The 22179-nt window shown below is 73.1% G+C and carries 20 protein-coding genes; 11 read left to right on the top strand and 9 right to left on the bottom strand.

Going from position 1 to position 22179, the window contains the following annotated elements; genetic code table 11:
* Positions 1–206 precede the first annotated feature (206 nt).
* Positions 207–1001 carry a potassium channel family protein gene (locus LRS74_RS23960; protein WP_277742949.1) on the top strand — a complete coding sequence of 265 codons (795 nt, stop codon included), beginning with the start codon at positions 207–209 and terminating at the stop codon, positions 999–1001.
* Here LRS74_RS23960 and LRS74_RS23955 read toward each other — a convergent pair.
* Entirely contained in the window at positions 982–1299 is a 318-nt protein-coding gene (locus LRS74_RS23955) for a peptidase inhibitor family I36 protein (protein WP_277744897.1), read from the bottom strand. The two genes, LRS74_RS23960 and LRS74_RS23955, sit on opposite strands and share 20 nt — an antisense overlap.
* A 310-nt stretch (positions 1300–1609) precedes the next feature.
* Positions 1610–3211, bottom strand: a complete 1602-nt coding sequence (locus LRS74_RS23950) for an MFS transporter (protein ID WP_277742948.1) — start codon at positions 3209–3211, stop codon at positions 1610–1612.
* A 115-nt stretch (positions 3212–3326) separates the two neighbouring features.
* Here LRS74_RS23950 and LRS74_RS23945 point away from each other — a divergent pair, with 115 nt between their 5' ends.
* The 3 genes from LRS74_RS23945 (at position 3327) to LRS74_RS23935 (ending at position 6376) form a co-directional block, all read left to right on the top strand.
* Positions 3327–4061: a TetR family transcriptional regulator gene (locus LRS74_RS23945; RefSeq protein WP_277742947.1), complete on the top strand. Its 735-nt coding sequence runs from the start codon at positions 3327–3329 to the stop codon at positions 4059–4061.
* A gap of 99 nt (positions 4062–4160) precedes the next feature.
* Positions 4161–5363, top strand: a complete 1203-nt coding sequence (locus LRS74_RS23940) for an alpha/beta hydrolase (protein WP_277742946.1) — start codon at positions 4161–4163, stop codon at positions 5361–5363.
* A 107-nt stretch (positions 5364–5470) separates the two neighbouring features.
* Entirely contained in the window at positions 5471–6376 is a 906-nt protein-coding gene (locus tag LRS74_RS23935) for a DUF4429 domain-containing protein (RefSeq protein WP_277742945.1), read from the top strand.
* Positions 6377–6510: 134 nt separating this feature from the next.
* Here LRS74_RS23935 and LRS74_RS23930 read toward each other — a convergent pair whose 3' ends face one another.
* Both LRS74_RS23930 and LRS74_RS23925 read right to left on the bottom strand, forming a co-directional pair.
* The gene (locus tag LRS74_RS23930) at positions 6511–7542 is read right to left on the bottom strand and encodes an aldo/keto reductase (RefSeq protein ID WP_277742944.1); all 1032 of its coding nucleotides are present in this window, start codon (positions 7540–7542) and stop codon (positions 6511–6513) included.
* A complete protein-coding gene (locus tag LRS74_RS23925) occupies positions 7532–8002 on the bottom strand; it encodes a MerR family transcriptional regulator (RefSeq protein ID WP_277742943.1) in 471 nt (156 codons plus the stop codon). The genes LRS74_RS23930 and LRS74_RS23925 overlap by 11 nt, the downstream gene beginning before the upstream one ends.
* 133 nt (positions 8003–8135) lie before the next feature.
* On the opposite strand from LRS74_RS23925, the gene LRS74_RS23920 reads away from it, so the two are divergent.
* The gene (locus LRS74_RS23920; RefSeq protein WP_277742942.1) at positions 8136–8960 is read left to right on the top strand and encodes a serine hydrolase domain-containing protein; all 825 of its coding nucleotides are present in this window, start codon (positions 8136–8138) and stop codon (positions 8958–8960) included.
* Between the two features lie 97 nt (positions 8961–9057).
* Here the strand turns inward: LRS74_RS23920 and LRS74_RS23915 are convergent, their stop codons facing one another.
* Positions 9058–9723 (bottom strand): pirin-like bicupin family protein, encoded by a 666-nt coding sequence (locus tag LRS74_RS23915; RefSeq protein ID WP_277744896.1) that lies wholly within the window; start codon positions 9721–9723, stop codon positions 9058–9060.
* A gap of 98 nt (positions 9724–9821) precedes the next feature.
* Between LRS74_RS23915 and LRS74_RS23910 the strand changes: the two genes are divergently transcribed.
* From LRS74_RS23910 to fabF, 5 genes are all read left to right on the top strand, one after another.
* Positions 9822–11006: a helix-turn-helix domain-containing protein gene (locus LRS74_RS23910; RefSeq protein ID WP_277742941.1), complete on the top strand. Its 1185-nt coding sequence runs from the start codon at positions 9822–9824 to the stop codon at positions 11004–11006.
* A 100-nt stretch (positions 11007–11106) separates the two neighbouring features.
* A complete protein-coding gene (locus LRS74_RS23905; protein WP_277742940.1) occupies positions 11107–12066 on the top strand; it encodes an ACP S-malonyltransferase in 960 nt (319 codons plus the stop codon).
* 11 nt (positions 12067–12077) lie between these two features.
* A complete protein-coding gene (locus tag LRS74_RS23900) occupies positions 12078–13088 on the top strand; it encodes a ketoacyl-ACP synthase III (protein ID WP_277742939.1) in 1011 nt (336 codons plus the stop codon).
* Positions 13089–13163: 75 nt separating this feature from the next.
* Positions 13164–13412 carry an acyl carrier protein gene (locus LRS74_RS23895; protein ID WP_205033926.1) on the top strand — a complete coding sequence of 83 codons (249 nt, stop codon included), beginning with the start codon at positions 13164–13166 and terminating at the stop codon, positions 13410–13412.
* A 96-nt stretch (positions 13413–13508) separates the two neighbouring features.
* Positions 13509–14771 (top strand): beta-ketoacyl-ACP synthase II, encoded by a 1263-nt coding sequence (gene fabF, locus LRS74_RS23890; RefSeq protein ID WP_277742938.1) that lies wholly within the window; start codon positions 13509–13511, stop codon positions 14769–14771.
* Positions 14772–15301: 530 nt separating this feature from the next.
* On the opposite strand, the gene LRS74_RS23885 is transcribed toward fabF, so the two are convergent.
* A complete protein-coding gene (locus LRS74_RS23885) occupies positions 15302–16186 on the bottom strand; it encodes an NAD(P)-dependent oxidoreductase (RefSeq protein ID WP_277744895.1) in 885 nt (294 codons plus the stop codon).
* 131 nt (positions 16187–16317) lie between these two features.
* On the bottom strand, positions 16318–16812 hold the full coding sequence (locus LRS74_RS23880) for a DUF3145 domain-containing protein (protein ID WP_277742937.1): 495 nt from the start codon (positions 16810–16812) through the stop codon (positions 16318–16320).
* A 392-nt stretch (positions 16813–17204) separates the two neighbouring features.
* On the opposite strand from LRS74_RS23880, the gene LRS74_RS23875 reads away from it, so the two are divergent.
* Positions 17205–18101, top strand: coding sequence for an SGNH/GDSL hydrolase family protein (locus LRS74_RS23875; protein ID WP_277742936.1), 897 nt, complete (start codon positions 17205–17207; stop codon positions 18099–18101).
* Between the two features lie 49 nt (positions 18102–18150).
* Here LRS74_RS23875 and LRS74_RS23870 read toward each other — a convergent pair whose 3' ends face one another.
* Together LRS74_RS23870 and LRS74_RS23865 are read right to left on the bottom strand one after the other, a co-directional pair.
* A complete protein-coding gene (locus LRS74_RS23870) occupies positions 18151–21351 on the bottom strand; it encodes a glycoside hydrolase family 3 C-terminal domain-containing protein (protein WP_277742935.1) in 3201 nt (1066 codons plus the stop codon).
* A gap of 134 nt (positions 21352–21485) precedes the next feature.
* A complete protein-coding gene (locus LRS74_RS23865; RefSeq protein WP_277742934.1) occupies positions 21486–21971 on the bottom strand; it encodes a DUF6299 family protein in 486 nt (161 codons plus the stop codon).
* Positions 21972–22179 lie beyond the last annotated feature (208 nt).

Raw genomic sequence — 22179 nt, 5'->3', positions numbered from 1 at the left:
GGTGGGGGCCGCTGCCGTGACCAGATCGCTCTCACCGGGCCGCGCCCCGGACCCCGGGCCCTGAGGTCAGGTCGCCCGGAGTCGGTCCGGAACGGGGACCGACGGACGGGATTTCTCCCGGAACACACCTCACAAGGCACTCCAAAGGGGTCAACCCACTCCCCGGGACCGCCGCTGTGTTAAAAGGCTGTACCGAGGGGTGGGACATGGACATGAAGAAACAAGACGCCGCGCGGAAGTCGGCCCTACTGGACCGCTGGGAGCGGCGCACCCAGACGCCGCTGCTCCTGCTCGCGATCGCGTTCGCGGTCGCGTACGCCGTGCCGATAGTGCGGCCCGACGTCGACCCGACGCTGCACCGGCTGTGCTGGATCGCCGAGTGGACGGTGTGGGGCGCCTTCGCCCTCGACTACGGGCTGCGGCTGTACTGGACGGCGGACCGCATCGCGTTCGTGCGCGGCCAGCCGCTGGCGCTGGTGGCGGTGGTCCTGCCGCTGGTCCAGCCGCTGCGGCTGCTGCGCCTGGTCGCCACCCTGCTGCTGGCGGGGCAGCGCGCCCGGATGGCGGCCCAGGTGCGGCTGACGACCTACGCGGTCGGGGCGGTGTTGGGGCTGCTGACCTTCGGCTCGCTGGCGGTCCTGGAGGTGGAGCGGGACTCCCCCGACTCGAACATCCACACGCTGGGCGACGCCACGTGGTGGGCGTTCACCACCATGACCACGGTCGGCTACGGCGACCACGCGCCGACCACCGGCCTGGGCCGGCTGCTGGCGGTGGGGCTGATGCTCTCCGGCATCGCCCTGCTCGGTGTGGTCACCGCCAACATCGCCGCGTGGTTCATCGCCCGCTTCGAGCGCGACGACGCCATCGAGCGACGTCAGACGGCCGCGATAGAGGCGCTCACGGCCGAGGTGCACGCGCTGCGCGAGGAGCTCGCCGAGCTCACCGCCGCCCGGACGCAGGCGGTGGCCGAGCCCCCGGTCAGCTCTCCCAGATCTTGAAGGCCCGGATCCGATAGGGCGGCTCGGGGGCCCAGGAGCCCGACGGATAGGTGTCGAACTCGCCCGTCTCGCCGCACTCGGCGCTCTCGTACACCGTGACGGGGTGCCGGGTGCGGTTGGCCAGCGAGGCGGCGGTGGCCCCGGGGCTCAGCGGGACGCAGCTCTCGATGTCGGTGTCGGCCAGCTCATGGGTGGTGCGCGCGCCCACGAAGCCGGGCTTGGCCCACAGACATAACTGGCCGGCGGCGCAGTCCCCGAGCGGCGGCCCGGCGGCCTTCGCGGGCGCCGGGAGCAGCAGGGTGACGAGCGCGGCGAGGACGATCGCGGCCAGCGCCGCCGTCCTCGCGGTGGTCGGACGCCCGGCGGCCGCGGGCGCGGCGGACACGGGCGCGGCGGGCGCCGGCCCGGTGGACATCGGCCCGGCGGGCGAGGAACCGCCGAAGGCCCTCCCCAGGACCGTACGCAGGGTCGTACGCATATGGATCACTTCCCCCCTGTCGATGCGGACGCGATGAATGCGAACGCGTGAACGAGAACCAGCCTGACGGCCGACTCTCGTTCCACACAAGGGCGTGCGTCCCAAACCACCCTGACAGGTGATCATCGGCTCAGATATGGGCGCCGCCCGCGGCCACCTCGGCGTTCTCACCGCGCTTGGTGAAGGCCGCCACCACGGCCGCGGCGAGCGCGACGCCTGCCGCCACGAGGAAGCCGTGCTGCATCCCCGACACGAAGGTCTCGTGCGCGGCCCGGGTGATCGGCTCCACCATCTCGGGCGGGGTGTCCTCGCCGACCGGGGCCATGCCGACCTCCACCGCGTCGGACGCCTTGGCCATCTGCTCCGGCGGCAGCGGCGGGAGCTTCTCCCGCTCCCAGGCGGCGGGCAGGTCGCTGTCCACGGTGGCGGCCATCACCGCGCCCAGCACGGCCGTGCCGAGGCTGCCGCCGACCTGCATGGCCGACTGCTGGAGCCCGCCCGCGACGCCGGAGAGCTCCAAGGGCGCGTTGCCGACGATGACCTCGGTGGCGCCGACCATGACCGGCCCCAGGCCCACGCCCAGCAGCGCGAACCACAGCGACATCATCTCGGTGCTGGTGCCCGTGTCCAGCTCGGAGAGGCCGTAGAGCGCGACCGCGGTGATCAGCATGGCGATGACCATCGGCAGCCGCGGCCCCACCTTGGTGATCACCGCACCGGCCACCGGGGCACTCACGATCATCGTCGCGGTCAGCGGCAGCAGGTGCAGTCCGGCGTCGACCGGGCTCATGCCGTGCACGTTCTGCAGATAGAAGGTGACGAAGAACAGCCCGCCCATGAAGCCGAAGGCCATCAGCATCATCAGCACGGTGCCGGCGGACAGCGCGACCGAGCGGAACATGGCGAGCGGGATCAGCGGCTCACGGGTCCGGGTCTCCCAGAACACGAAGAGCAGGAAGGCGACGGCGGCGAGCGTCAGGAAGCCCAGCGTCCGGGTGTCGCCCCAGCCCCAGGTCGGCGCCTTGATGATGGCCCAGACCAGGGAGAACATGGCGCCGGAGAGCAGCACGATGCCGGGGACGTCGAAGGACCTGGGCGCGTTCTCCGCGCGGTGGTCACGCAGGATCACGATCCCCAGGGCCAGCGCGATGAAACCCACCGGCACGTTGATGAAGAAGCACGACTGCCAGTTGACGTGCTCGACCAGCAGCCCGCCGACGATCGGCCCGCCCGCCGTCGAGGCGCCGATGACCATGCCCCAGATGCCGATCGCCATGTTGAGCCGCTCGGCCGGGAAGGTGGCCCGCAGCAGCCCGAGCGCGGCGGGCATCAGCAGCGCTCCGAACAGGCCCTGGAGCACGCGGAAGGTCACGACCAGCCCGACCCCGCCGGACAGGCCGATGGCCGCGGAGGTGAGCGCGAAGCCGCTGACACCTATGAGGAAGGTCTGCCGGTGTCCGAAACGGTCACCGAGCTTGCCCGCCGTGATGAGGGTGACGGCGAGGGCGAGCAGATAGCCGTTGGTGATCCATTGGATGCCCGCGAGTGAAGCGTCGAAGTCGTCCTGAATAGCCGGGTTCGCGATGGCCACGATCGTGCCGTCGAGGGCGACCATCGTGACGCCGATCGCGACGGTGAGAAGGGTCAGCCAGGGTCGGCCTCGCAGGCCGGTCCGGGCATCCGCTGACGGGAGTTCCGGCGTCGCGTCGGCGACGGTGGGCTGGGACTTCATATTGGCAGATTAGTGTCAGTCGCTGACAACTGGCAAACTGAGACAAGAGTCCGGGACTGACAATTCGCTCCGCCGGTAGGGTGATCACGTCCGGTCTCGACAGGAGGACCCAGAGGTGACCATCGAGCAGGCAGCGCCTCCACTCGGGCTGCGCGAGCGCAAGAAGCGACGCACCCGCGCGGCGCTGGTGCGCGCGGCGCTCGAACTGTTCACCCGACAGGGGTACGAGCGGACCACGGTGGACGAGATCGCGGAGGCGGTCGACGTCTCCCAGCGCACCTTCTTCCGCTACTTCGCCAACAAGGAGGAAGTGGCCTTCGCGGTCCAGTCGGCCGCCGAGGCGCACTTCTTCGCCGCCCTGTGCCTGCGCCCGGCCCACGAGGCGCCGATGGCGGCCCTGCGGGGCGCGATCATCGACGCCTGGAGCACCATCGACGCGGTGATCGAGGAGACCATCCCGATCGAGCTCTATCTGCGCGCGTACCGGATGATCGAGTCGACGCCGGTGCTGCTGGCGGCCCATCTGCGCCACACCGACGAGCTGGAGGAGCGGATGGCGCGCGAGATCGCCCGCCGCGAGGGGCTCGACGTCGACGTCGACATCCGCCCGCGGCTGCTGGTGGCGACGTTCAGCGGGGTGATGCGGGTGACCGGCAAGCTCTGGGTCGGCGGCCAGGACTCCGCCCCGGCGCCGGACGCCGCTCGGACGCCGGACGCCGCCCTGAAGTCCGACGCCGCTCCGACGTCGGACGCCACGGCGCCGGACCCCACCCTGGAGTCGCTGCGGGACCTGACCGTCGCCTATCTGGATCAGCTCGGCCCGGCCCTCGCCGAAAACTGGCACAAATAACCGCAATACGGATGTCCTCCGGCATTTAACCCTCCCTCAAACGTGAAATAGATCACGCATTTGGCGGTCGCCCCCGCGCGTCTCCTAGGGTGTCCCGCGGTGACATCCCTTCCGGAGCTCGACTCCCCCTCTCCCGGCACCACGGCTTGGCGCGCGCTGCTCGCCCTGGCCGTGGTGTTCGTGCTGCTCGCCACCACCGGTTGGACGGCGATCCGGCACCAGCAGAGCTCCGACCCCCGCGCCGTGGCGCTGGCCGCCTGGCAGCAGGGGACCATCGACGGCCGGCCGCTCCCGGACCCGCACGCCCGGCCGCGCCCGCTCGGGCGCTTCTTCGACTCGCTGACGGCCGCGCAGCGCCACCACCTCGCCCGTCGCTACCCGCTGGTGGTCGGCAACCTCAACGGAGCGCCGGTGGGCCTGCGTTACGAGGCGAACCGGTACGCCCTGGCCACCGCGCGCGACGTCGAACGGCGGCGGATGCGCGACGATCGGCTGACCCCGCTGGGCCGCGCCGAGGCGGGCCGTCGGATGCACCGCTACGAGTCGCTGCTCCGCCGCGACCGGCAGATCCTCGCCTTCGACCCGGCCGGGCCCGGGCGGGTCGCCGAGGTCTTCGGCGACCTCGCGCGGGCCGAGCACGTCGCGATCGTGGTCCCCGGCGTGGACACCAACGCGCTGACCTTCGAGCGCACCGAGCGCGTCTACCGGGCGCCGGTCGGCATGGCACGCGCGCTGTACCGCGCGGAGCGCAGCCTCGAACCGGACGGTGAGAACGCCGTCATCGCCTGGGCCGACTACACCGCCCCCGTCGGCACCGGTCTGGACGCCGCCACCGGCAAACTCGCTGCGGAGGGCGCGCTGCGGCTGCGCGCCCTGGCCAACGCGCTGCCCGCGCGGTCCCGCACCACGCTGGTCTGCCACAGCTACGGCTCGGTGGTGTGCGGGGTGGCCGCGCGCGACCTGAGCCCCAACGTCACCGACATCGCGGTCGCCGGCAGCCCCGGCATGCGCGCCGAGCACGCCTCGGACCTGGGCAGCGCGGCGCGGGTCTGGGCGATGCGGGACGCCGACGACTGGATCGAGGACGTGCCCAACCTGGAGGTCGGCGGCCTCGGACACGGCGCCGACCCGGTCTCCCCCGGGTTCGGCGCGCGGGTGCTCTCCGCCGAGCGCGCCGAGGGGCACTCCGGCTACTTCGTGCCCGGCACCGACTCGCTGCTCAACTTCGCCAAGGTCAGCATCGGCCGGCTCGCCTCGGTGAGCTGCGCGGACGGGGACGACTGTGCCGTCGGTCGGACCTGACCGCGAGCCGCGGCGAGCCGTTCGCCAAGCGGTCGCGAAAAGGACGTTTGACGCGCGTAGCGCACCAAAGGGGGACGTGCGGGCGACTGCCGCATACGATGAGCCGCATGGGTGATGTGCTGGCCGGTTTCCACACCGTCTGGGAGTTCGATACCGACTCCGTGCTCATCCGCTTCGAACGGGGGATTCGTACGCCGAAGTTGCTCCAGGCGCTGGGCGAACGCCGTGTCCCCTACGAGGCGCTGACCGCCGTGGAGCTCGCTCCCGGCAAAAGGGGCACGGTGGTGCTGCGCGCCGTGCCCAGACCCGGTGCCGATCCGCTGATGGAGGCCGCCGACGGCCAGCTCAAGGAGGGGTGCGACCCCTACCGGCTGGTGCTGCCCGCCGAGCGCGAGACCCTCGCCGAGTACTACGCCGAGGAGATGCGCGGCACCCTGGGACCCTCGGCCGCGACCCCGGCCGAGAGCCATCTCGTGGCCGCCCCCGCCGCCCCGCTGACCTTCAAGGCGTACGACGGCAAGGCGTCCTTCGACGGCAAGGCCGTCACCTTCCGATGGTTCTGGACGGGCGCCTCCACGGCCAAGTGGAAGGCCGGGGACCAGCGGTTCACGGTCGACGAGCTGCATGGGGTCGAGTGGCGCTCGCCGGAGATCTTCAACGGCCATCTGCGGCTGCTGCCGCGCGACGCCGCACCGGGCGGCGGCGCGGACGGGGGGCCCGGCGCCGCGGACCAGGATCCGGCCGCCGTCGTCTTCGGCATGGGCTACGGCCTGGTCCACGAGTCGCTGCCGTTCGCCGCCGCCGTCCTGGAGGCGGTGCGGGCCGCGGGCCCGGCCCTTCCATCCGGCCCCGGCAAGCAGCCGGTGGCCGCCGTGCCGGCCCCCGCCCCGGCCCGCCGCGACCCGGCCGACATCGCCGACCGCATCCGCCACCTGGGCGACCTGCACACGGCCGGGCTGCTGACCGACGACGAGTTCAGCGCGAAGAAGGCCGAGCTGCTGGCGGAGCTGTAGCCGACCGTCGCCGGGGGCGCCGGGTCCCGGGGCCATCGGGCCACCAGGTCTCCGGGCCCCGGCGTCCGGTCCCAGCACCACCGGGTTCCGGGCTCACGCCTCGGCCTCCGGGCGCCGGCCGCCCGGCCTCCGGCTCACTCGCGTCCGGCGGAGGAGAAGGCCATGTCGGGGTAGCGGTTGCCGGCCACCTTGTCGGCGATGGGCTCCAGCAGCGCCAGCTCGTCCGCACCGAGCCGGAGGCCCGCGGCGGCGGTGTTCTCCGCCAGCCGGACACGCTTGCGGGTGCCCGGGATGGGGATCACGGCCAGCCCGTGGACCTCGGCCCGCTGGTGCACCCAGGCGAGCGCGACCTGCGCCGGGGTGACGCCGCGCGCCTCGGCGATCTGCCGCACCGGGGCGAGCAGGGCCGCGTTGGCGACGGCGTTGTCACCGGTGAAGCGCGGCTGGGTACGACGCCAGTCGTTCGCGTCCAGCTCCTTCTCGGCGCTGACGAAGGAGCCGGTCAGGAACCCGCGACCGAGCGGGGAGTAGGGCACGAAGGCGACGCCCAGCTCGGCGGCGGCCGCCACCACGTTGCGCTCCACGTCCCGGCTGAACAGGGACCACTCCGACTGCACGGCGGCGATCGGGTGCACCGCGTGGGCGGCGCGCAGCTCGCTGCCGGAGACCTCGCTCAGCCCCAGGTGCCGCACCTTGCCCTCGGCGACCAGCTCGGCCATCGCGCCGACGGTCTCCTCGATCGGCACGTCCAGGTTGCGGCGGTGCATGTAGTAGAGGTCGACGTGGTCCACCCCGAGCCGGCGCAGGCTGCCCTCGATGGAGCGGCGGATGTGGTCGCGGTCGTTGCGGATCTCCTGGTACGAGGGGTCGTCCTCGCGCCGCACGATGCCGAACTTGGTGGCCAGCGTCAGCCGCTCCCGGTGGGCCCGCACGAAGGGCGCCAGGAACTCCTCGTTCCGGCCGAAGCCGTACATGTCGGCGGTGTCGAAGAGGGTGACGCCCAGCTCCAGGGCCCGCTCCAGCGTCGCCCGCGCCTCGGCCTCGTCGGTGGGCCCGTAGGCGTGCGCCATGCCCATGCAGCCCAGCCCCTGCACGCCCACCAGGGGGCCGTCGGTGCCCAGCGCGACGGCGGCGAGCCTGTCATCGGTGACCTTGTCAGCACTCATGTGAACTGTTCCACGCTTCCTCCGACGCCCGGCGGGCGTCGGCGTACAGGTCGATCTTGCAGTCGAGAACGTCGAGCGTGCCGTGGAGCTCCGCGATCCGCTGCCGCACCACCTCGCGGTGCGCGGTCAGCAGCGCCTCGCGCTCGGCGAAGGTGTCGTCGCCGGCCCGGACCAGTTCGGCGTAGCGGACCATGTCCGCGACCGGCATGCCGGTCAGCCGCAGCTTGCCCACCAGGCCCAGCCAGTCCAGGTCGCGGTTGGTGAAGCGGCGCTGGCCGGTGTGGGTGCGGTCGACGTGCGGCATCAGACCGATCCGCTCGTACCAGCGCAGGGTGTGCGCCGACAGTCCGGTGTGCTCGGCGACCTCACTGATGGTGTAGCGGTCCTGTCCGGCCGGCCTCGGGTGCAACACCGACCCATGCCCCGGACGGATCACCGGCACGCTCTCCACCACGGTCATGAAGTCGTCTCCTCTTCGCGTTCGCGGGCTTTCCCTCACGCTCGCCTCAACGCTAGGGAGTTGGAGCGCACTCCAAGCAAGCGGAAACTTGACGGACTCTTGTACGAGCCCGTTCGGGCTAGGCTTCGTGGCCATGGACAGCCTGCAGAGCCTGCGGACGATCGAGACCTGGCCGGTGCCCACGGCGGCGGCGGCCGTCGTACGCGCGGACGGCACCCTCGCCGGATCGCACGGACCCACCGGTCACCGCTTCCCCCTCGCCTCGGTCACCAAGCCGCTGGCCGCGTACGCCGCGCTCGTCGCCGTGGAGGAGGGCGCGATCGAGCTGGACGAGCCGGCGGGTCCGGAGGGCTCCACCGTCCGCCACCTCCTCGCCCACACCTCCGGGCTCGCCTTCGACGAGCACCGGGAGATGTCCGCGCCCGGCACCCGCCGGCTGTACTCCAACGCGGGCTTCGAGGTGCTCGGGGACCACCTCGCCAAGGCCACCGACATCCCGTTCGCGGACTACCTGCGGGAGGCGGTGCTGGAGCCGCTGGGGATGACCGCCACCGAGCTGGCCGGCTCCCCCGCCAAGGACGGCGTCTCCACCGTCGACGACCTGGCGCGCTTCGCCGCCGAGCTCCAGGCCCCGCGGCTGCTGGCGGCCGCCACCCTCGCCGAGGCGACCTCGGTGGTCTTCCCCGGGCTGAGCGGGGTGCTGCCCGGCTACGGCCACCAGAAGCCCAACGACTGGGGTCTGGGCTTCGAGCTCCGCGACGCCAAGGCCCCGCACTGGACCGGTGCCGGCTCCTCGCCCCGCACCTTCGGCCACTTCGGCCAGTCCGGCACCTTCCTGTGGGTCGACCCGGAGGCGGGGGCCGCGTGCGTCGCCCTCACGGACCGGGCCTTCGGGCCGTGGGCGGTGGAGGCGTGGCCGGTCTTCACCGACGCGGTGCTCGCCGAGCTCGCCGCCTAGCCCCGGCGCGTACGGCGCACCCGCGGGCCTGACGGTCGTCACGGCGGCGCCGCCCCGCCGGCCCGCCGCCCCGCCCGGCTCGCGCTGCGGGGCGGCGTCAGCCGAAGGTGGGCTCCGCGTGCATCTCCCAGATCAGCAGTTCCGCCGTGGGGCCGGACTCGGCCTCCAGGCCCTCGCAGTCGTCGATCCGGGCGGCGTCGCCGGGGCCCAGCCACTCGCCGCCGAGGGTGATGGAGCCATGGACGACGTGCACATAGACCCAGGGAGCGGCGGGGACGGCGACGCGCTCCCCCTCGGTCACCCGGCGCACGTGCAGCACCGCCTCGGCGCGCGGCACCGGGTACGGGGTGGCGTCGGCGATGCCGCGCAGCACCTCGTACGCCGGGGCTCCGCCGTACTCCGCCGGGGTCAGCCACATCTGCACGAAGCGCAGCGGCTCGGGGCCGGCGTTGCGCTCGGTGTGCCGCACGCCGCTGCCGGCGCTCAGCCGCTGGACGTCGCCGGGGCGCACCACGGTGCGGTGGCCGGTGGAGTCCTCGTGGGTGAGCTCTCCCTCGACGACCCAGGTGACGATCTCCACATCGCGGTGCGGGTGCTCGTCGAAGCCGGCGCCGGGCGCCAACCGCTCCTCGTTGCAGGCCGCCAGCATGCCGAAGCGCACGTTGTCGGGGTCGTAGAAGCCGGAGAAGGAGAAGGCATGGCGGGTGTCGACGCGCACGCCGTCCCCGCCCCGATAGCGCTCACTTGCCCGCTGCACCCACATCACGCGCCCCACGGTAGCCGCCTCCGCGTCCGGCCGCGGGGCGCCCTTGCCCTGGGGGTACCCCACAAGCACCCCACGCGATAAGGCAGGCTTGTCCCGTGCCCGAACCAGCAGCCAATCACGCACATCCGCACTCCGCGACCCTGCGCCGCCTGGAGAGGTCCTCCGGAAAGCTGGCCGCCAGCGCCATCGCCCGCATGGACGAGCAGCTTCCGTGGTACCGCGCCATGCCCCCGGAGAACCGCTCCTGGATCGGGTTGGTCGCCCAGGCGGGTATCGCGGCCTTTACCGAGTGGTTCCGGCACCCGGAGGCCCCGCAGGCCATCAGCACCGATGTGTTCGGCACCGCGCCGCGCGAGCTGACCCGGGCCATCACGCTGCGGCAGACGGTGGAGATGGTCCGCACCACCATCGAGGTCATGGAGTCCGCGATCGACGAGGTCGCGGCCCCGGGCGACGAGTCGGTGCTGCGCGAGGCGCTACTGGTGTACGCGCGGGAGATCGCGTTCGCCACCGCCCAGGTGTACGCGCAGGCGGCGGAGGCGCGCGGCGCCTGGGACGCGCGGCTGGAGTCGCTGGTGGTCAACGCGGTGCTGTCCGGGGAGGCGGACGAGGGCGCGCTGTCCCGGGCGGCGGCGCTCGGCTGGAACTCCCCGGAACACGTCTGCGTGGTGCTGGGCACCGCGCCCGACGGCGACAGCGAGCTGACCGTGGAGGCGATCCGGCGGGCCGCCAGGCACGCCAAGCTCCAGGTGCTCACCGGGGTGCTCGGCGCCCGGCTGGTGGTGATCGCGGGCGGCTCGGACAATCCGATCCAGGCGGCCAAGGCGCTCATCGGCCCCTTCGCGGCGGGCCCGGTGGTGGCCGGCCCGGTCGTCTCCGATCTGCTCGCCGCCACCCGCTCGGCGGGCGCCGCGGCGGCCGGCCTGAAGGCGTGCGCCGCCTGGCCGGACGCGCCGCGCCCGGTGTTGGCGGACGACCTGCTCCCGGAGCGCGCGATGGCGGGCGACCCCGGCGCACGGGATCAGTTGGTGGAGGAGATCTACAGACCACTGGAGGAAGCGGGCTCGGCGCTGCTGGAAACGCTGAGCGTCTACCTGGAGCAGGCAAGCAGTCTGGAAGGCGCCGCCCGGATGCTTTTCGTCCACCCCAACACCGTGCGCTACCGGCTTCGACGTGTGACCGACGTCACCGGATGGTCACCCTCCGATGTGAGGTCGGCGTTCACTCTGCGCATCGCGCTCATCCTGGGACGACTCGCCGACGGCGACACTCAGATGTAATTGATTGCCGGTCCTTTGTCGGACACCGACAATTCCCTTCACTGTTCTTCGTCCCTGTCCTCACGGGCGGCCCAGACCCCCCACAAGAGAGAGTGTGAGAGTGCTCGTACTCGTCGCTCCCGGCCAAGGCGCCCAGACGCCCGGCTTTCTGACCCCCTGGCTCGACCTTCCCGGTGTGGCTGACCGCCTCCGCGAATGGTCCGCGGCCATCGATCTGGATCTGATCCACTACGGCACCGAGGCCGACGCCGACGAGATCCGCGACACCGCCGTCGCCCAGCCGCTGCTGGTCGCCGCCGCGCTGCTCTCGGCCCGGGCCCTGTTCCCCACCACCGCGGACGTCACCGCGCACGTCGGCGTCGTCGCCGGCCACAGCGTCGGCGAGCTCGCCGCCTCCGCGCTGTCCGGCGCGATGTCGGACGTCGACGCGGTGCGCCTGGCGCGCCAGCGCGGGCTGGCGATGGCCGAGGCGGCCGCCGTCACCGAGACCGGCATGGCCGCGCTGCTCGGCGGCGAGTCGGAGGTCGTCCTGCCGCACCTGGAGAAGCTCGGGCTGACCCCGGCGAACGTCAACGGCGCCGGTCAGATCGTGGCCGCGGGCACCGCCGAGCAGCTGGCCGCGCTGGCCGCGGAGAAGCCGGAGGGGACCCGCCGGGTGGTGGCCCTGAAGGTCGCCGGCGCGTTCCACACCCACCACATGGCGCCCGCGGTCTCCGCGCTGGAGACGGCGGTCAAGGAGCTGGACGTCGCCGACCCGCACACGCCCTTCGTCTCCAACCGGGACGGCGCGGTGGTGGCCTCCGGCGCCGACCTCGTGGAGCGACTGGTCTCCCAGGTCTCCAACCCGGTCCGCTGGGACCTGTGCATGGAACGCTTCCAACAGCTGGGTGCCACCGCGCTGATCGAGGTGACCCCGGCCGGCACGCTGACCGGCATCGCCAAGCGGGCGCTGCCCGAGGTGCGGAACCTTGCCCTGAAGACCCCGGACGAGCTCACGGCCGCCCGCGACCTGATCGCCGAGCACGCCGCCACTCCCGCCGCCGACATCCCGGCCGAATAGGAGCCCAGAGCATGACCGCGAAGATCAAGCCCCGCAAGGGCGCCCCGTACGCGCGCATTCTCGGTGTGGGCGGCTACCGCCCGACCCAGGTGGTGCCGAACGAGGAGATCCTCAAGCACATCGACTCCTCGGACGAGTGGATTCGCAGCCGCTCCGGCATCGCCACGCGACACTGGGCCGGCCCCGAGGAGACCGTGGCCGCCATGTCCGTCGAGGCGGGCGGGAAGGCGATCGCGGACGCGGGCATCACGCCGGAGCAGATCGGCGCGGTCATCGTCTCGACGGTCTCGCACTTCAAGCAGACCCCGGCCATCGCCACCGAGATCGCCCATCTGCTGGGCACCGGCAAGCCGGCCGCCTTCGACATCTCGGCGGGCTGCGCCGGCTTCGGCTACGCGCTGACGCTGGCCAAGAGCCTGGTGGTCGAGGGCAGCGCCGAGCACGTGCTGGTGATCGGCGTCGAGCGGCTGTCGGACCTGACCGACCTCAAGGACCGGGCGACGGCCTTCCTGTTCGGCGACGGCGCCGGCGCCGTGGTCGTGGGCCCGTCCCAGGAGCCGGGCATCGGCCCCACCGTGTGGGGCTCCGAGGGCGACAAGTCCGAGACCATCACCCAGACGCTGGCCTGGGACGTGTACCGCGAGGCCAAGGCCGACGAGGTGCGGTTCCCGGCCATCACCCAGGAGGGTCAGGCGGTCTTCCGCTGGGCCGTCTTCGAGATGGCCAAGGTCGCCCAGCAGGCGCTGGACGAGGCCGGTGTGGCGGCGGAGGACCTCGACGTCTTCATCCCCCACCAGGCCAACATGCGGATCATCGACTCGATGATCAAAACCCTTAAGCTGCCGGAGCACGTCGCGGTCGCCCGCGATGTGGAGACGACCGGCAACACCTCGGCCGCCTCGATTCCGCTCGCCATGGAGCGGATGTTGGCGACCGGGCAGGCGAAGAGCGGTGACACCGCGCTCGTCATCGGCTTCGGGGCGGGTCTCGTCTACGCAGCATCGGTCGTTACCCTCCCCTAGGCAAGATCCCACGCAGCTCCGCGGCTAGCGGACGCTGCGCACTTACCGCAACACACCGAAGAAGGAGCGCCGCACATGGCCGCCACGCAGGAAGAGATCGTCGCGGGTCTCGCTGAGATCGTCAACGAGATCGCCGGCATCCCGGTCGAGGACGTCCAGACGGACAAGTCCTTCACCGACGACCTGGACGTCGACTCGCTGTCCATGGTCGAGGTCGTCGTCGCCGCCGAAGAGCGCTTCGACGTCAAGATCCCGGACGACGACGTCAAGAACCTCAAGACGGTCGGCGACGCGACCGACTACATCCTCAAGCACCAGGCCTGATCCCGGTGGGCGCAAGCCCACCAGGACCTAGCTGAGCGCCTGTCGCCACCCATGCGGTGGCAGGTCAAGCCCCCTCTACACGTGGAGTAAATTCCTGTGAACGCGACCAATCGCACCGTGGTCGTCACCGGTATCGGCGCAACCACACCGCTGGGTGGCGACAGCGCATCGACCTGGGAGGCCCTGCTCGCCGGACGTTCCGGCGTCACCCCCCTCGAACAGGACTGGGCGGCCGAGCTGCCCGTCCGCATCGCCGCGCAGATCGCGGTGGATCCGGCCGAGATCATCCCCCGCCCGCAGGCCCGCAAGCTGGACCGGTCGGCGCAGTTCGCGCTGATCGCCGCGCGCGAGGCGTGGGCGGACGCCGGCTTCACCGGCAAGGCCGGCGAGGACTCCTCCGTCGACCCCGACCGGCTGGGCGCGGTCGTCGCCTCCGGCATCGGCGGGGTGTGGACCCTCCTCGACCAGTACGACGTGCTGAAGGAGAAGGGCTTCCGCAAGGTCTCCCCGCACACCGTGCCGATGCTGATGCCCAACGGCCCCGCGGCCAACGTGGGCCTGGAGGTGGGCGCCCGCGCGGGTGTGCACACCCCGGTCAGCGCCTGCGCGTCGGGCGCCGAGGCCATCGGCTACGCCATCGAGATGATTCGCTCCGGCCGCGCCGACGTGGTCATCGCGGGCGGCACCGAGGCGGCCATCCACCCGCTGCCCATCGCCGCCTTCGGCAACATGATGGCGATGTCCAAGAACAACGACGACCCGCAGGGCGCCTCGCGCCCGTACGACGTGGGTCGCGACGGCTTCGTCCTCGGTGAGGGCGCCGGCATCATCGTGCTGGAGTCGGCCGAGCACGCCGCCGCGCGCGGCGCCCGGGTCTACGCGGAGGCCGTCGGCCAGGGCATCTCCGCCGACGCCCACCACATCACCCAGCCCGAGCCGTCCGGCAACGGCATCGCGCACGCGCTGCAGCACCTGCTGGACCGCACCGACCTCAAGCCGGCCGAGATCGCGCACGTCAACGCGCACGCGACCTCGACCCCGCAGGGTGATGTGGCCGAGCTCAAGGCGCTGCGCAAGGTCTTCGGCGACGACGTCGACCACATGGCGGTCTCCGCCACCAAGTCGATGACCGGTCACCTGCTGGGCGGCGCGGGCGGCGTGGAGACCGTGGCCTCCGTGCTGGCCCTGTACCACCGGATGGCCCCGCCGACCATCAACATCGGCGAGCTGGACCCGGAGGCCGACGCGGACGTCGTGCGCGACAAGCCGCGCGAGCTGCCGCAGGGCACCATCGTCGCGCTGAACGACTCGTTCGGCTTCGGCGGGCACAACGTGGTGCTGGCCTTCCGCACGGTCTGACCTGCGGTCCGCACCTCGGGACTACGCGTTGGGCCCGCCCCGCTTCGGCTGGGGCGGGCCCTTTCGCGTGCCCGGAACCCGGACCCGGAACCCGGACCCGGAACCCGGACCCGGAACGCGGCATCCGGCACCCGAACACGCGACCGCTTGCGGTTGTTCGGCACCGCCGGGCCGCGCCGTCTCGGCTGCGCGCCGTCGCGGCGGGAGGGGGTGCCCCGGCCGTGCACCTCCCGCACCCGGGCACCCTCCCGTACCCGACCCCTGGCCCGCCGCCAACGGCGGGCTCGGCACCGCCGGGCCGCACCGATTCGGCTACGCGCCGTCGCGGCGGGATGGGGTGCCCGCCCGGACACCCCGCCCTCTCAGCCGCGCGCCGTCGCGGCGGGATGCGGTGCCCCGCCCGGACACCCGCCCTCTCAGCCGCGCGCCGTCGCCGCGGGATGAGGGGCCGGCCCGGGTCATGGTGTACGCGGGGGGCGCCGGCGTGGCGGGGTGAGGTGTGCGTCCCGGGATCGGGTGGGTGGGTGGGCTTACTCGCCGCGTTCCTCGAAGCTCGCGTAGTAGGAGGCGGCCATGTCGTCGAGGCCGTGGCCTTGGGAGACGGCGCGGTGGAAGCGGTCGGCGCCGGCGGCGGCCAGGTCGAGGCGTACACCGGTGCGTTCCCCCGCCGCCACGATGAGGCGGGCGTCCTTCTCGGCGGTGGCCGTGGCGAAGGACGGGGTGAGGTCACCGGTGAGGATCTGCTGGGCCTTCACGCGAAGATAGCCGTTGTCCAGCGGGCCTTCGGCGACGGCGTCCAGGAAGTGCCGGGGGTCGACGTCCAGTCCCCTGGCGAGGGCGAGCGCCTCGCCGGTGGCGTTGTTGAGGGCGAGGACCCAGCTGTTGACGACCAGCTTCAGGCTGCTGGCCGTGGACTGGGCGCCGTCGTCGCCGACCCAGACGGTGCGGCTGCCGATGGCGTCGAAGAGCGGGGCGAGCGCGGGGCGCACCGGTTCCGGGCCGGCCGCGAGGACGATCAGCTGTCCACTCTCAGCCGGCTGCCGGGTGCCGAGGACGGGGGCGTCGATGAAGACGAGCCCTCGCTCGGCCGCGAGGCGGGAGAGGCCGACAAGGGCTTCGACGCCGGCGGTGGTGGACTGGATCCACAGTGCCCCCGGCCGCAGCGCGGGGGCCGCGCGGCCCATGGTGTCGAGCACCGCGGCCCCGTCGTAGAGCATGGTGAGGACGGCGTCGGCGCCGTCGACCGCCTCGGCGGGGGTGTCGGCCACCCGCGCTCCGGCCTCGGCGAGCGGCTCGGCCTTGGCGCGGGTGCGGTTCCATACCCGGACGTCGAGGCCGGCGCGGGCGAGGTTGCGGGCCATGGGGGCGCCCATGATGCCGGTGCCGAGCACGGCCACGGAGTTCACGGAGGTCACGGGGGCCGCGGATGTCACAGGGATGGTGTCGGTCATGAGCCGCACGTTAGGGGTTGGAGCGCACTCGAGGGCAAGCGCGGCACGCCAGGTGACGGTACGTCAGACGACGGCAGCAGGGCCCGCCGGAGCGATCAGACGACCTGGTGCAGCCAGCGGACGGGGGCACCCTCGCCGGCGTAGCGGAACGGCTCCAGTTCGTCGTCCCAGGGCTTGCCGAGCAGCTTGGCGACCTCGGCGGCCAGGTCGGTCTCGCCGCGGGTGGAGCGGGCCAAGGCGGCGCGCAGCCGGTCCTCGGGGATGAGGATGTCGCCGTGGATGCCCGTGACAGCGTGGAAGATGCCCAGTTCGGGGGTGGAGCTGTAGCGCTCGCCCTCGGCGGTGGCGCAGGGCTCGGCGGTCACCTCGAAGCGCAGCAGGTGCCAGCCGCGCAACGCGGAGGCGAGTTTGGAGGCGGTGCCGACCTCACCCTGCCAGGAGAACTCGGCCCGCCAGGTGCCCGGCGCGGCCGGTTGCTTGATCCAGTCGAGGGTGACGCGCACGCCGAGGACGCCCGCGATGGCCCATTCGACATGGGGGCACAGCGCGCGCGGGGCGGAGTGTACGTACAGAACTCCACGGGTCGTCACCGGGACCTCCAGTGCGGTTCGAGGTTCGCCTTCCCCAGCGGCCTCGCGCCCGTGCCGGTCGCGCCCAGGACAGCAGGAGACATTCTGCCCCACCGGTCACTCCCGCACCAGCTTCCGAGGTCACTTGAAGTAAACACCACCGGGTGGGATTCTCCTCAAAAGGGACAGGATGTGACGCGGCGTAAAGCTCTGGTGTCGGAGTGCGTGCCACGCCCGGGAGGATCTCCGGGGGAACGCCGCCCAACTCGACACGAGGAAAAGCTACCGCGCGGAACCCATAGCGGAGTGACGTACCGTCGGTCCTGGATAGATATCACCCATCAGTCGGAGGGGGAACAGCCATGCGGGATCAGACCGGGCACCGTCTGTGTCGATTTCCGACCACGGCGCCCATGTCGAACGCCCGTGGAGCGGTGGCCGCCGCGTTGTCCGTGGCGGCCCTGCTGACCGGCTGCACCGCCGCCGGACAGGACGACCAGGCATCCGGCTCCGGCCAGGGCGCCGGCTCCGGCGCGCGTCCGTCCGCCCCGCCCGCCCCGCAGTGGGACACCCGCCCCACCTCCATCGCGTCGGTCGGCGACTCCATCACCCGTGGCTTCGACGCCTGTTCGGTGCTCTCCGACTGCCCCGAGGTCTCCTGGTCCACCGGGACCGAGGTCAACAGCCTCGCGCGGCGGCTGCTGCCCCCGACGACCGAAGGCTCCCCGGCCCGCAGCTGGAACTACGCCAAGACCGGGGCGCGGATGGCGGATCTGCCCGGACAGCTGCGGTCGGCCGCCGAGCGCCGGCCGGAGCTGGTGACGGTGCTGATCGGCGCCAACGACGCCTGCCGGGACGACGTCGACGACATGACCCCCGTCTCCGAGTTCAGCGCCGACTTCAGCTCCTCCCTGCGGGAGTTGCGCCGCACCCTGCCCAAGACCCAGGTGTACGTGGCGAGCGTGCCGGACCTGCGACGACTGTGGTCGGAGGGCCGGGGCAACTTCCTCGGCAAGCAGATCTGGAAGCTCGGCATCTGCCCCTCCATGCTCAAGGACTCCGACGACACCGACCCGGAGGCGGTCGCCCGGCGGAGCCGGGTCGAGGACCGGGTGCGGGCGTACAACAGCGCGCTGAAGGACATCTGCGGCAGGGACCCGCTGTGTCGTTACGACGCGGCGGTGCACGACTACCGCTTCACCACCGACGAGTTGAGCAAGTGGGACTGGTTCCACCCCAGCAAGGAGGGCCAGGAGGTGCTGGCCGACATCGCCTATCGCGAGATCACCAGGAAGGAGCCGACGGCCTAGCTAGGCCGGTCGGCGCAATCGACCGGGTGAACTTCGGCGACCGCACACCTCAGTGCCCGGCCTCCACGGTGACCGGCGTGGACAGCCGGCGGTCGGCGACGCTGCGGGCGGCCTCGACGGCGTAGGCACCGGCCAGGAACCGCCAGGAGCGGGTCGCGTCGTCCCAGACCTCGAAGGCGCGGCGCCGCAGCGGGACGGTGACCTCGACCGCCTCGCCCGGAGCGGCGAAGACGCCGGCGAAGCCCGCGAGCCAGCGGGCCGGGCGCTCGGGACCGCCCCCGTCCGCCAGGGGGGCCAGATAGATCTGCACCACCTCGCGGCCAGGGCGGGGTCCGACGTTGCGGACCCGGACAGTGGCTCGCACCGTGCCACCGTCGGGCGTCGCCTCCAGGCACTCGTACGCCCAGTCGGTGTAGCCGAGGCCGTGTCCGAAGGGGTAGGCGGGCGTCGCGCCGGCCCGGTCCCAGGCGCGGTAGCCGATGAAGACCCCTTCGGCGTAGTCGAGCACGCCGGCGGCGGGGACGACGCGGGAGACGGGGGCGTCGGAGAGACGGGCCGGCCAGGTGGTGGGCAGCCGACCACCCGGTTCGCACGCGCCCGACAGGACGTCGGCGAGGGCCGCGCCACCCTCCTGACCGGGGAACCAGCACAGCAGCACGGCGGCGACCTCCTCGCGCCACGGCAGCTCCACCGGGGCACCGGAGTTGACCACCACGACGGTACGGGGGTTGACCGCGGCCACCCGCGCGACCAGCTCGTCCTGGCGGCCGGGCAGCCGCAGGTCCGTGCGGTCGAAGCCCTCGCTCTCCACCCGCGCGGTGGTGGCGACCACGACGACGGCGGTGTCGGCGGCCGCGGCCGCCGCGACGGCCTCCTCGATCAGCTCGTCCGGTTCCCGCTCGGGCTCGCGATGGGTCAGCGCGAAGCCGACGGCCGGGGCGGGGGCGTCCTCGATCCGGGCGACGGTGCAGCCGAGGCTGACCTCGACGGGCCGGCCCGCGACGAGCTCCATCCGTCCGCGCGTCGCGGGCATTCCGAAGAACGCCTCGAAGGGGTCGCCCGGGCCGGGCCGCTGCTCCCCCTCGAAGAGCACCCGCCCGTCGACGGCGAGCCGGAACCCGCCGACCCCGTGCGTGCCGAAGGAGTGCGCCCCGTCGACGCGCGGGGTGAAGGTGCCGACGACCTCGACGGTGCGCAGCTCCCCGTGGGTCACGCCGTCGGGCAGGTCGCCGCCCAGCCACCGCACCTCACCGCTGGGCAGCCGCCGCTCGCCGAGCACCCGGCCGTCGCGCCCCCGGGCCACGGCGCGGAGCGTGAACCCGACACCGGCGACGGCGAGTTCGGCCGAGGGGTCGGCGCCCACGGCGTACGTGAGGGAGTGCGCCGCGGGCAGGGCGGCGCGCAGCCCCTCCAGAGGAGAGACGACGCGCTCCGGAAAGACCTCGGCGGAGCCACCGCCGAACGCCCGGGCCTCCCGGGCGGCGGCGCCGATGAGGGCGATGCGCCGGGGTCGCCCGAGATCCAGGGGCAGCACGCGGCCGTCGTTCTTGAGGAGCACGCACCCGCGCCGGGCGATCAGCCGTGCCAGGGCGGGGCCGTCGATGGTGGGGGCGCCCGCCGGGTCGGAGGCGTCCGCCGGATCGGGGGCACCCGCCGGGTCGGGGACGCCAGCCGGATTGAAGGCGTCCCCCGGGGCTGGGGCATCCGCCCGACCGGAGGCGTCCCCCGACTCGAAGGCGCCCCTCGCATCGGAGGCCGCCGCCCGATCGAAGGCGTCCCCCGGATCGGAGGCATCCCCCGGGTCGCAGGCATCCGCCCGGCCGGAGCCGTCCCCCGACCCGAAGGCGCCCCTCGCATCGGAGGCGCCCGCCCGATCGAAGGCGTCCCCCGGATCGGAGGCATCCCCCGGGTCGCAGGCATCCGCCCGGCCGGAGCCGTCCCCCGACTCGAAGGCGCCCCTCGCATCGGAGGCCGCCGCCCGATCGAAGGCGTCCCCCGGATCGGAGGCATCCCCCGGGTCGCAGGCATCCGCCCGGCCGGAGCCGTCCCCCGAATCGGGGACACCCCCCGGACCGGAGGCATCCGCCCGATCGGAGGCATCCCCCAGACCGAAGGCGTCCGCCCGATCGGCGGCGTCCCCCGGCTCAGAGGCGTCCCCCGGGTCGGGGGCGTCCGCGACGGCTTGGCCGGCCTCAACGGCTCGGACGGTCTGAACGGCTCGGACGGTCTCAACTGCGTGGACGGCCCCAACGGCCTGGACGGCCCCCACCGCCGGGGCGCCCCGCGTCGGGGCGTGTGGCTCAGCAGCGGGGACCGATCCCGTGGGTGAGTGGGCCCCGTCCAGGTCCAAGGCGCGCACCCGCGCGGCGAGTCGCAGGACCCGTCGTACGGCGTCGTCGACCGCGGTCTCCGGGACCTCCCCGGCCCGGACGGCGGCGGCGAGGGCCGGGCCGAAGACGGTCCGGGGGCCGGGCATGGCCAGGTCGAGCCCGCCGAGCAGCGCCCGCACGGTGTCGCGGGCGGCCAGCCAGTCGGAGACGATCACACCGTCGAAGCCCCACTCCCCGCGCAGCACCTCGTGCAGCAACGCGCGGTGCTCGGTCATGGTGGTGCCGTTGACGGAGTTGTAGGCGGCCATCACCCCCCAGGGGCGGGCGGTGCGGACGATGGCCTCGAAGGGGGCGAGGTAGAGCTCGCGCAACGCGCGCTCGGGCACCCGGTTGTCGACGGTGAAGCGCTCGGTCTCGGCGTCGTTGGCGACGAAGTGCTTGACCGTGACCCCCACCCCGCACTCCTGCACGCCCGTCACATAGGCCGCGCCGATCTCGCCGGTCAGCAGCGGATCCTCGCTGTACGCCTCGAAGTGCCGTCCGCCGAGCGGCGAACGGTGCAGATTCACCGTCGGCGCCAGCAGCACGTCCACCCCCTTGCGCCGCGCCTCCCGCGCCAGCAGGTTCCCCGCACGCCGCGCCAGCTCCGGATCCCAGGTGGCGGCGAGCGCGGTGGGGCTGGGCAGCGCCACCGACGGGTCGTCCGCGCTCCACCGCACGCCCCGCACCCCGATCGGCCCGTCCGACATCACCAGCGACCGGAGACCGATCTCGGGCACGGCCGGCAGCGACCACATGTCCTGCCCGGCGAGCAGCCGGGTCTTGGTGTCGAGGTCGAGCCTCCCGAGCGCCGCCACGACGGCCGCCTCCACACGCGCCGTCCCCGCCGTCACAGCCGCACCTCCCGTCGGAGTCCGCATGCCGGTCCCCTCCGTCCTCGCGCGCCACCGCAGATGTCCGGGTAGCCATCGTGGCCCGGTCGTCGCGGGACCGGAAGGGACCGGAAGGGAGCGGCGCGCCCCTCGCCCGAGTGGCGGGCGCCCGGGCGAAGGCGCTACGAGACGGCCACCGTGCCCGGGCCCGACACCAGGTCGACGGTGCGCTCCTCGCCGGCGAGGACGGAGGGGAGGGGGAGCGCGCCCTCGGTGCTCAGGCGGAGCAGGGCGGCGTCGACCGCGGCCTGGCCGGGGGCGTACATGCCGCGTTGGGGCCGGGCGGCGCGGTCGCTGTTGCGCCAGCGGTGGACCTCGCCGTCGCAGCGGGCGGCGGATCCGCCGATACCTCGGCGGATGTCGCCCTGGCGGATGCTGGAGCTGATGAAGACCGGCCCGGAGGCGCCGTGGGTGTCGCACCGGTAGGTCCCGGAGAGGGTGATGGCGCCGTTCTCGTCGAGGTAGCCGGTGTCGTCGATGGTGATCTGGGACTCGTCGAGGCCGAGGAGGGAGGGCACGGAGGGCACGGCGGGTGCGGGGGTCGGGAGGGCGAGGGACAGCAGGGCCGCGCCGAGGGCGGCGCCGGCGGTGTGGCGGGGGAAGCGCATGGCGGTCTCCGCGGGGGTGAGGTGTACGGACCCTGTACGGGTTACCGGCTGCCGGGGCCGGCCGGCGGGACCGTCACCCTGGCGACGGCGTGTCAGCCCGGCGGGCCGGACCGGCCCGATGCGCGTCGAACACGCGGATGACGCCGTCTTCCCGCCCGCCCGGCCGGCGGGAATACTGCGGTCTTCCGTGTCGGGCGCGGTTCCGGGA

Source organism: Streptomyces sp. LX-29 (genome assembly GCF_029541745.1).
In the GTDB taxonomy this organism is placed as follows: Bacteria; Actinomycetota; Actinomycetes; order Streptomycetales; family Streptomycetaceae; genus Streptomyces.
This window is presented reverse-complemented; position numbering and strand designations above follow the sequence as displayed.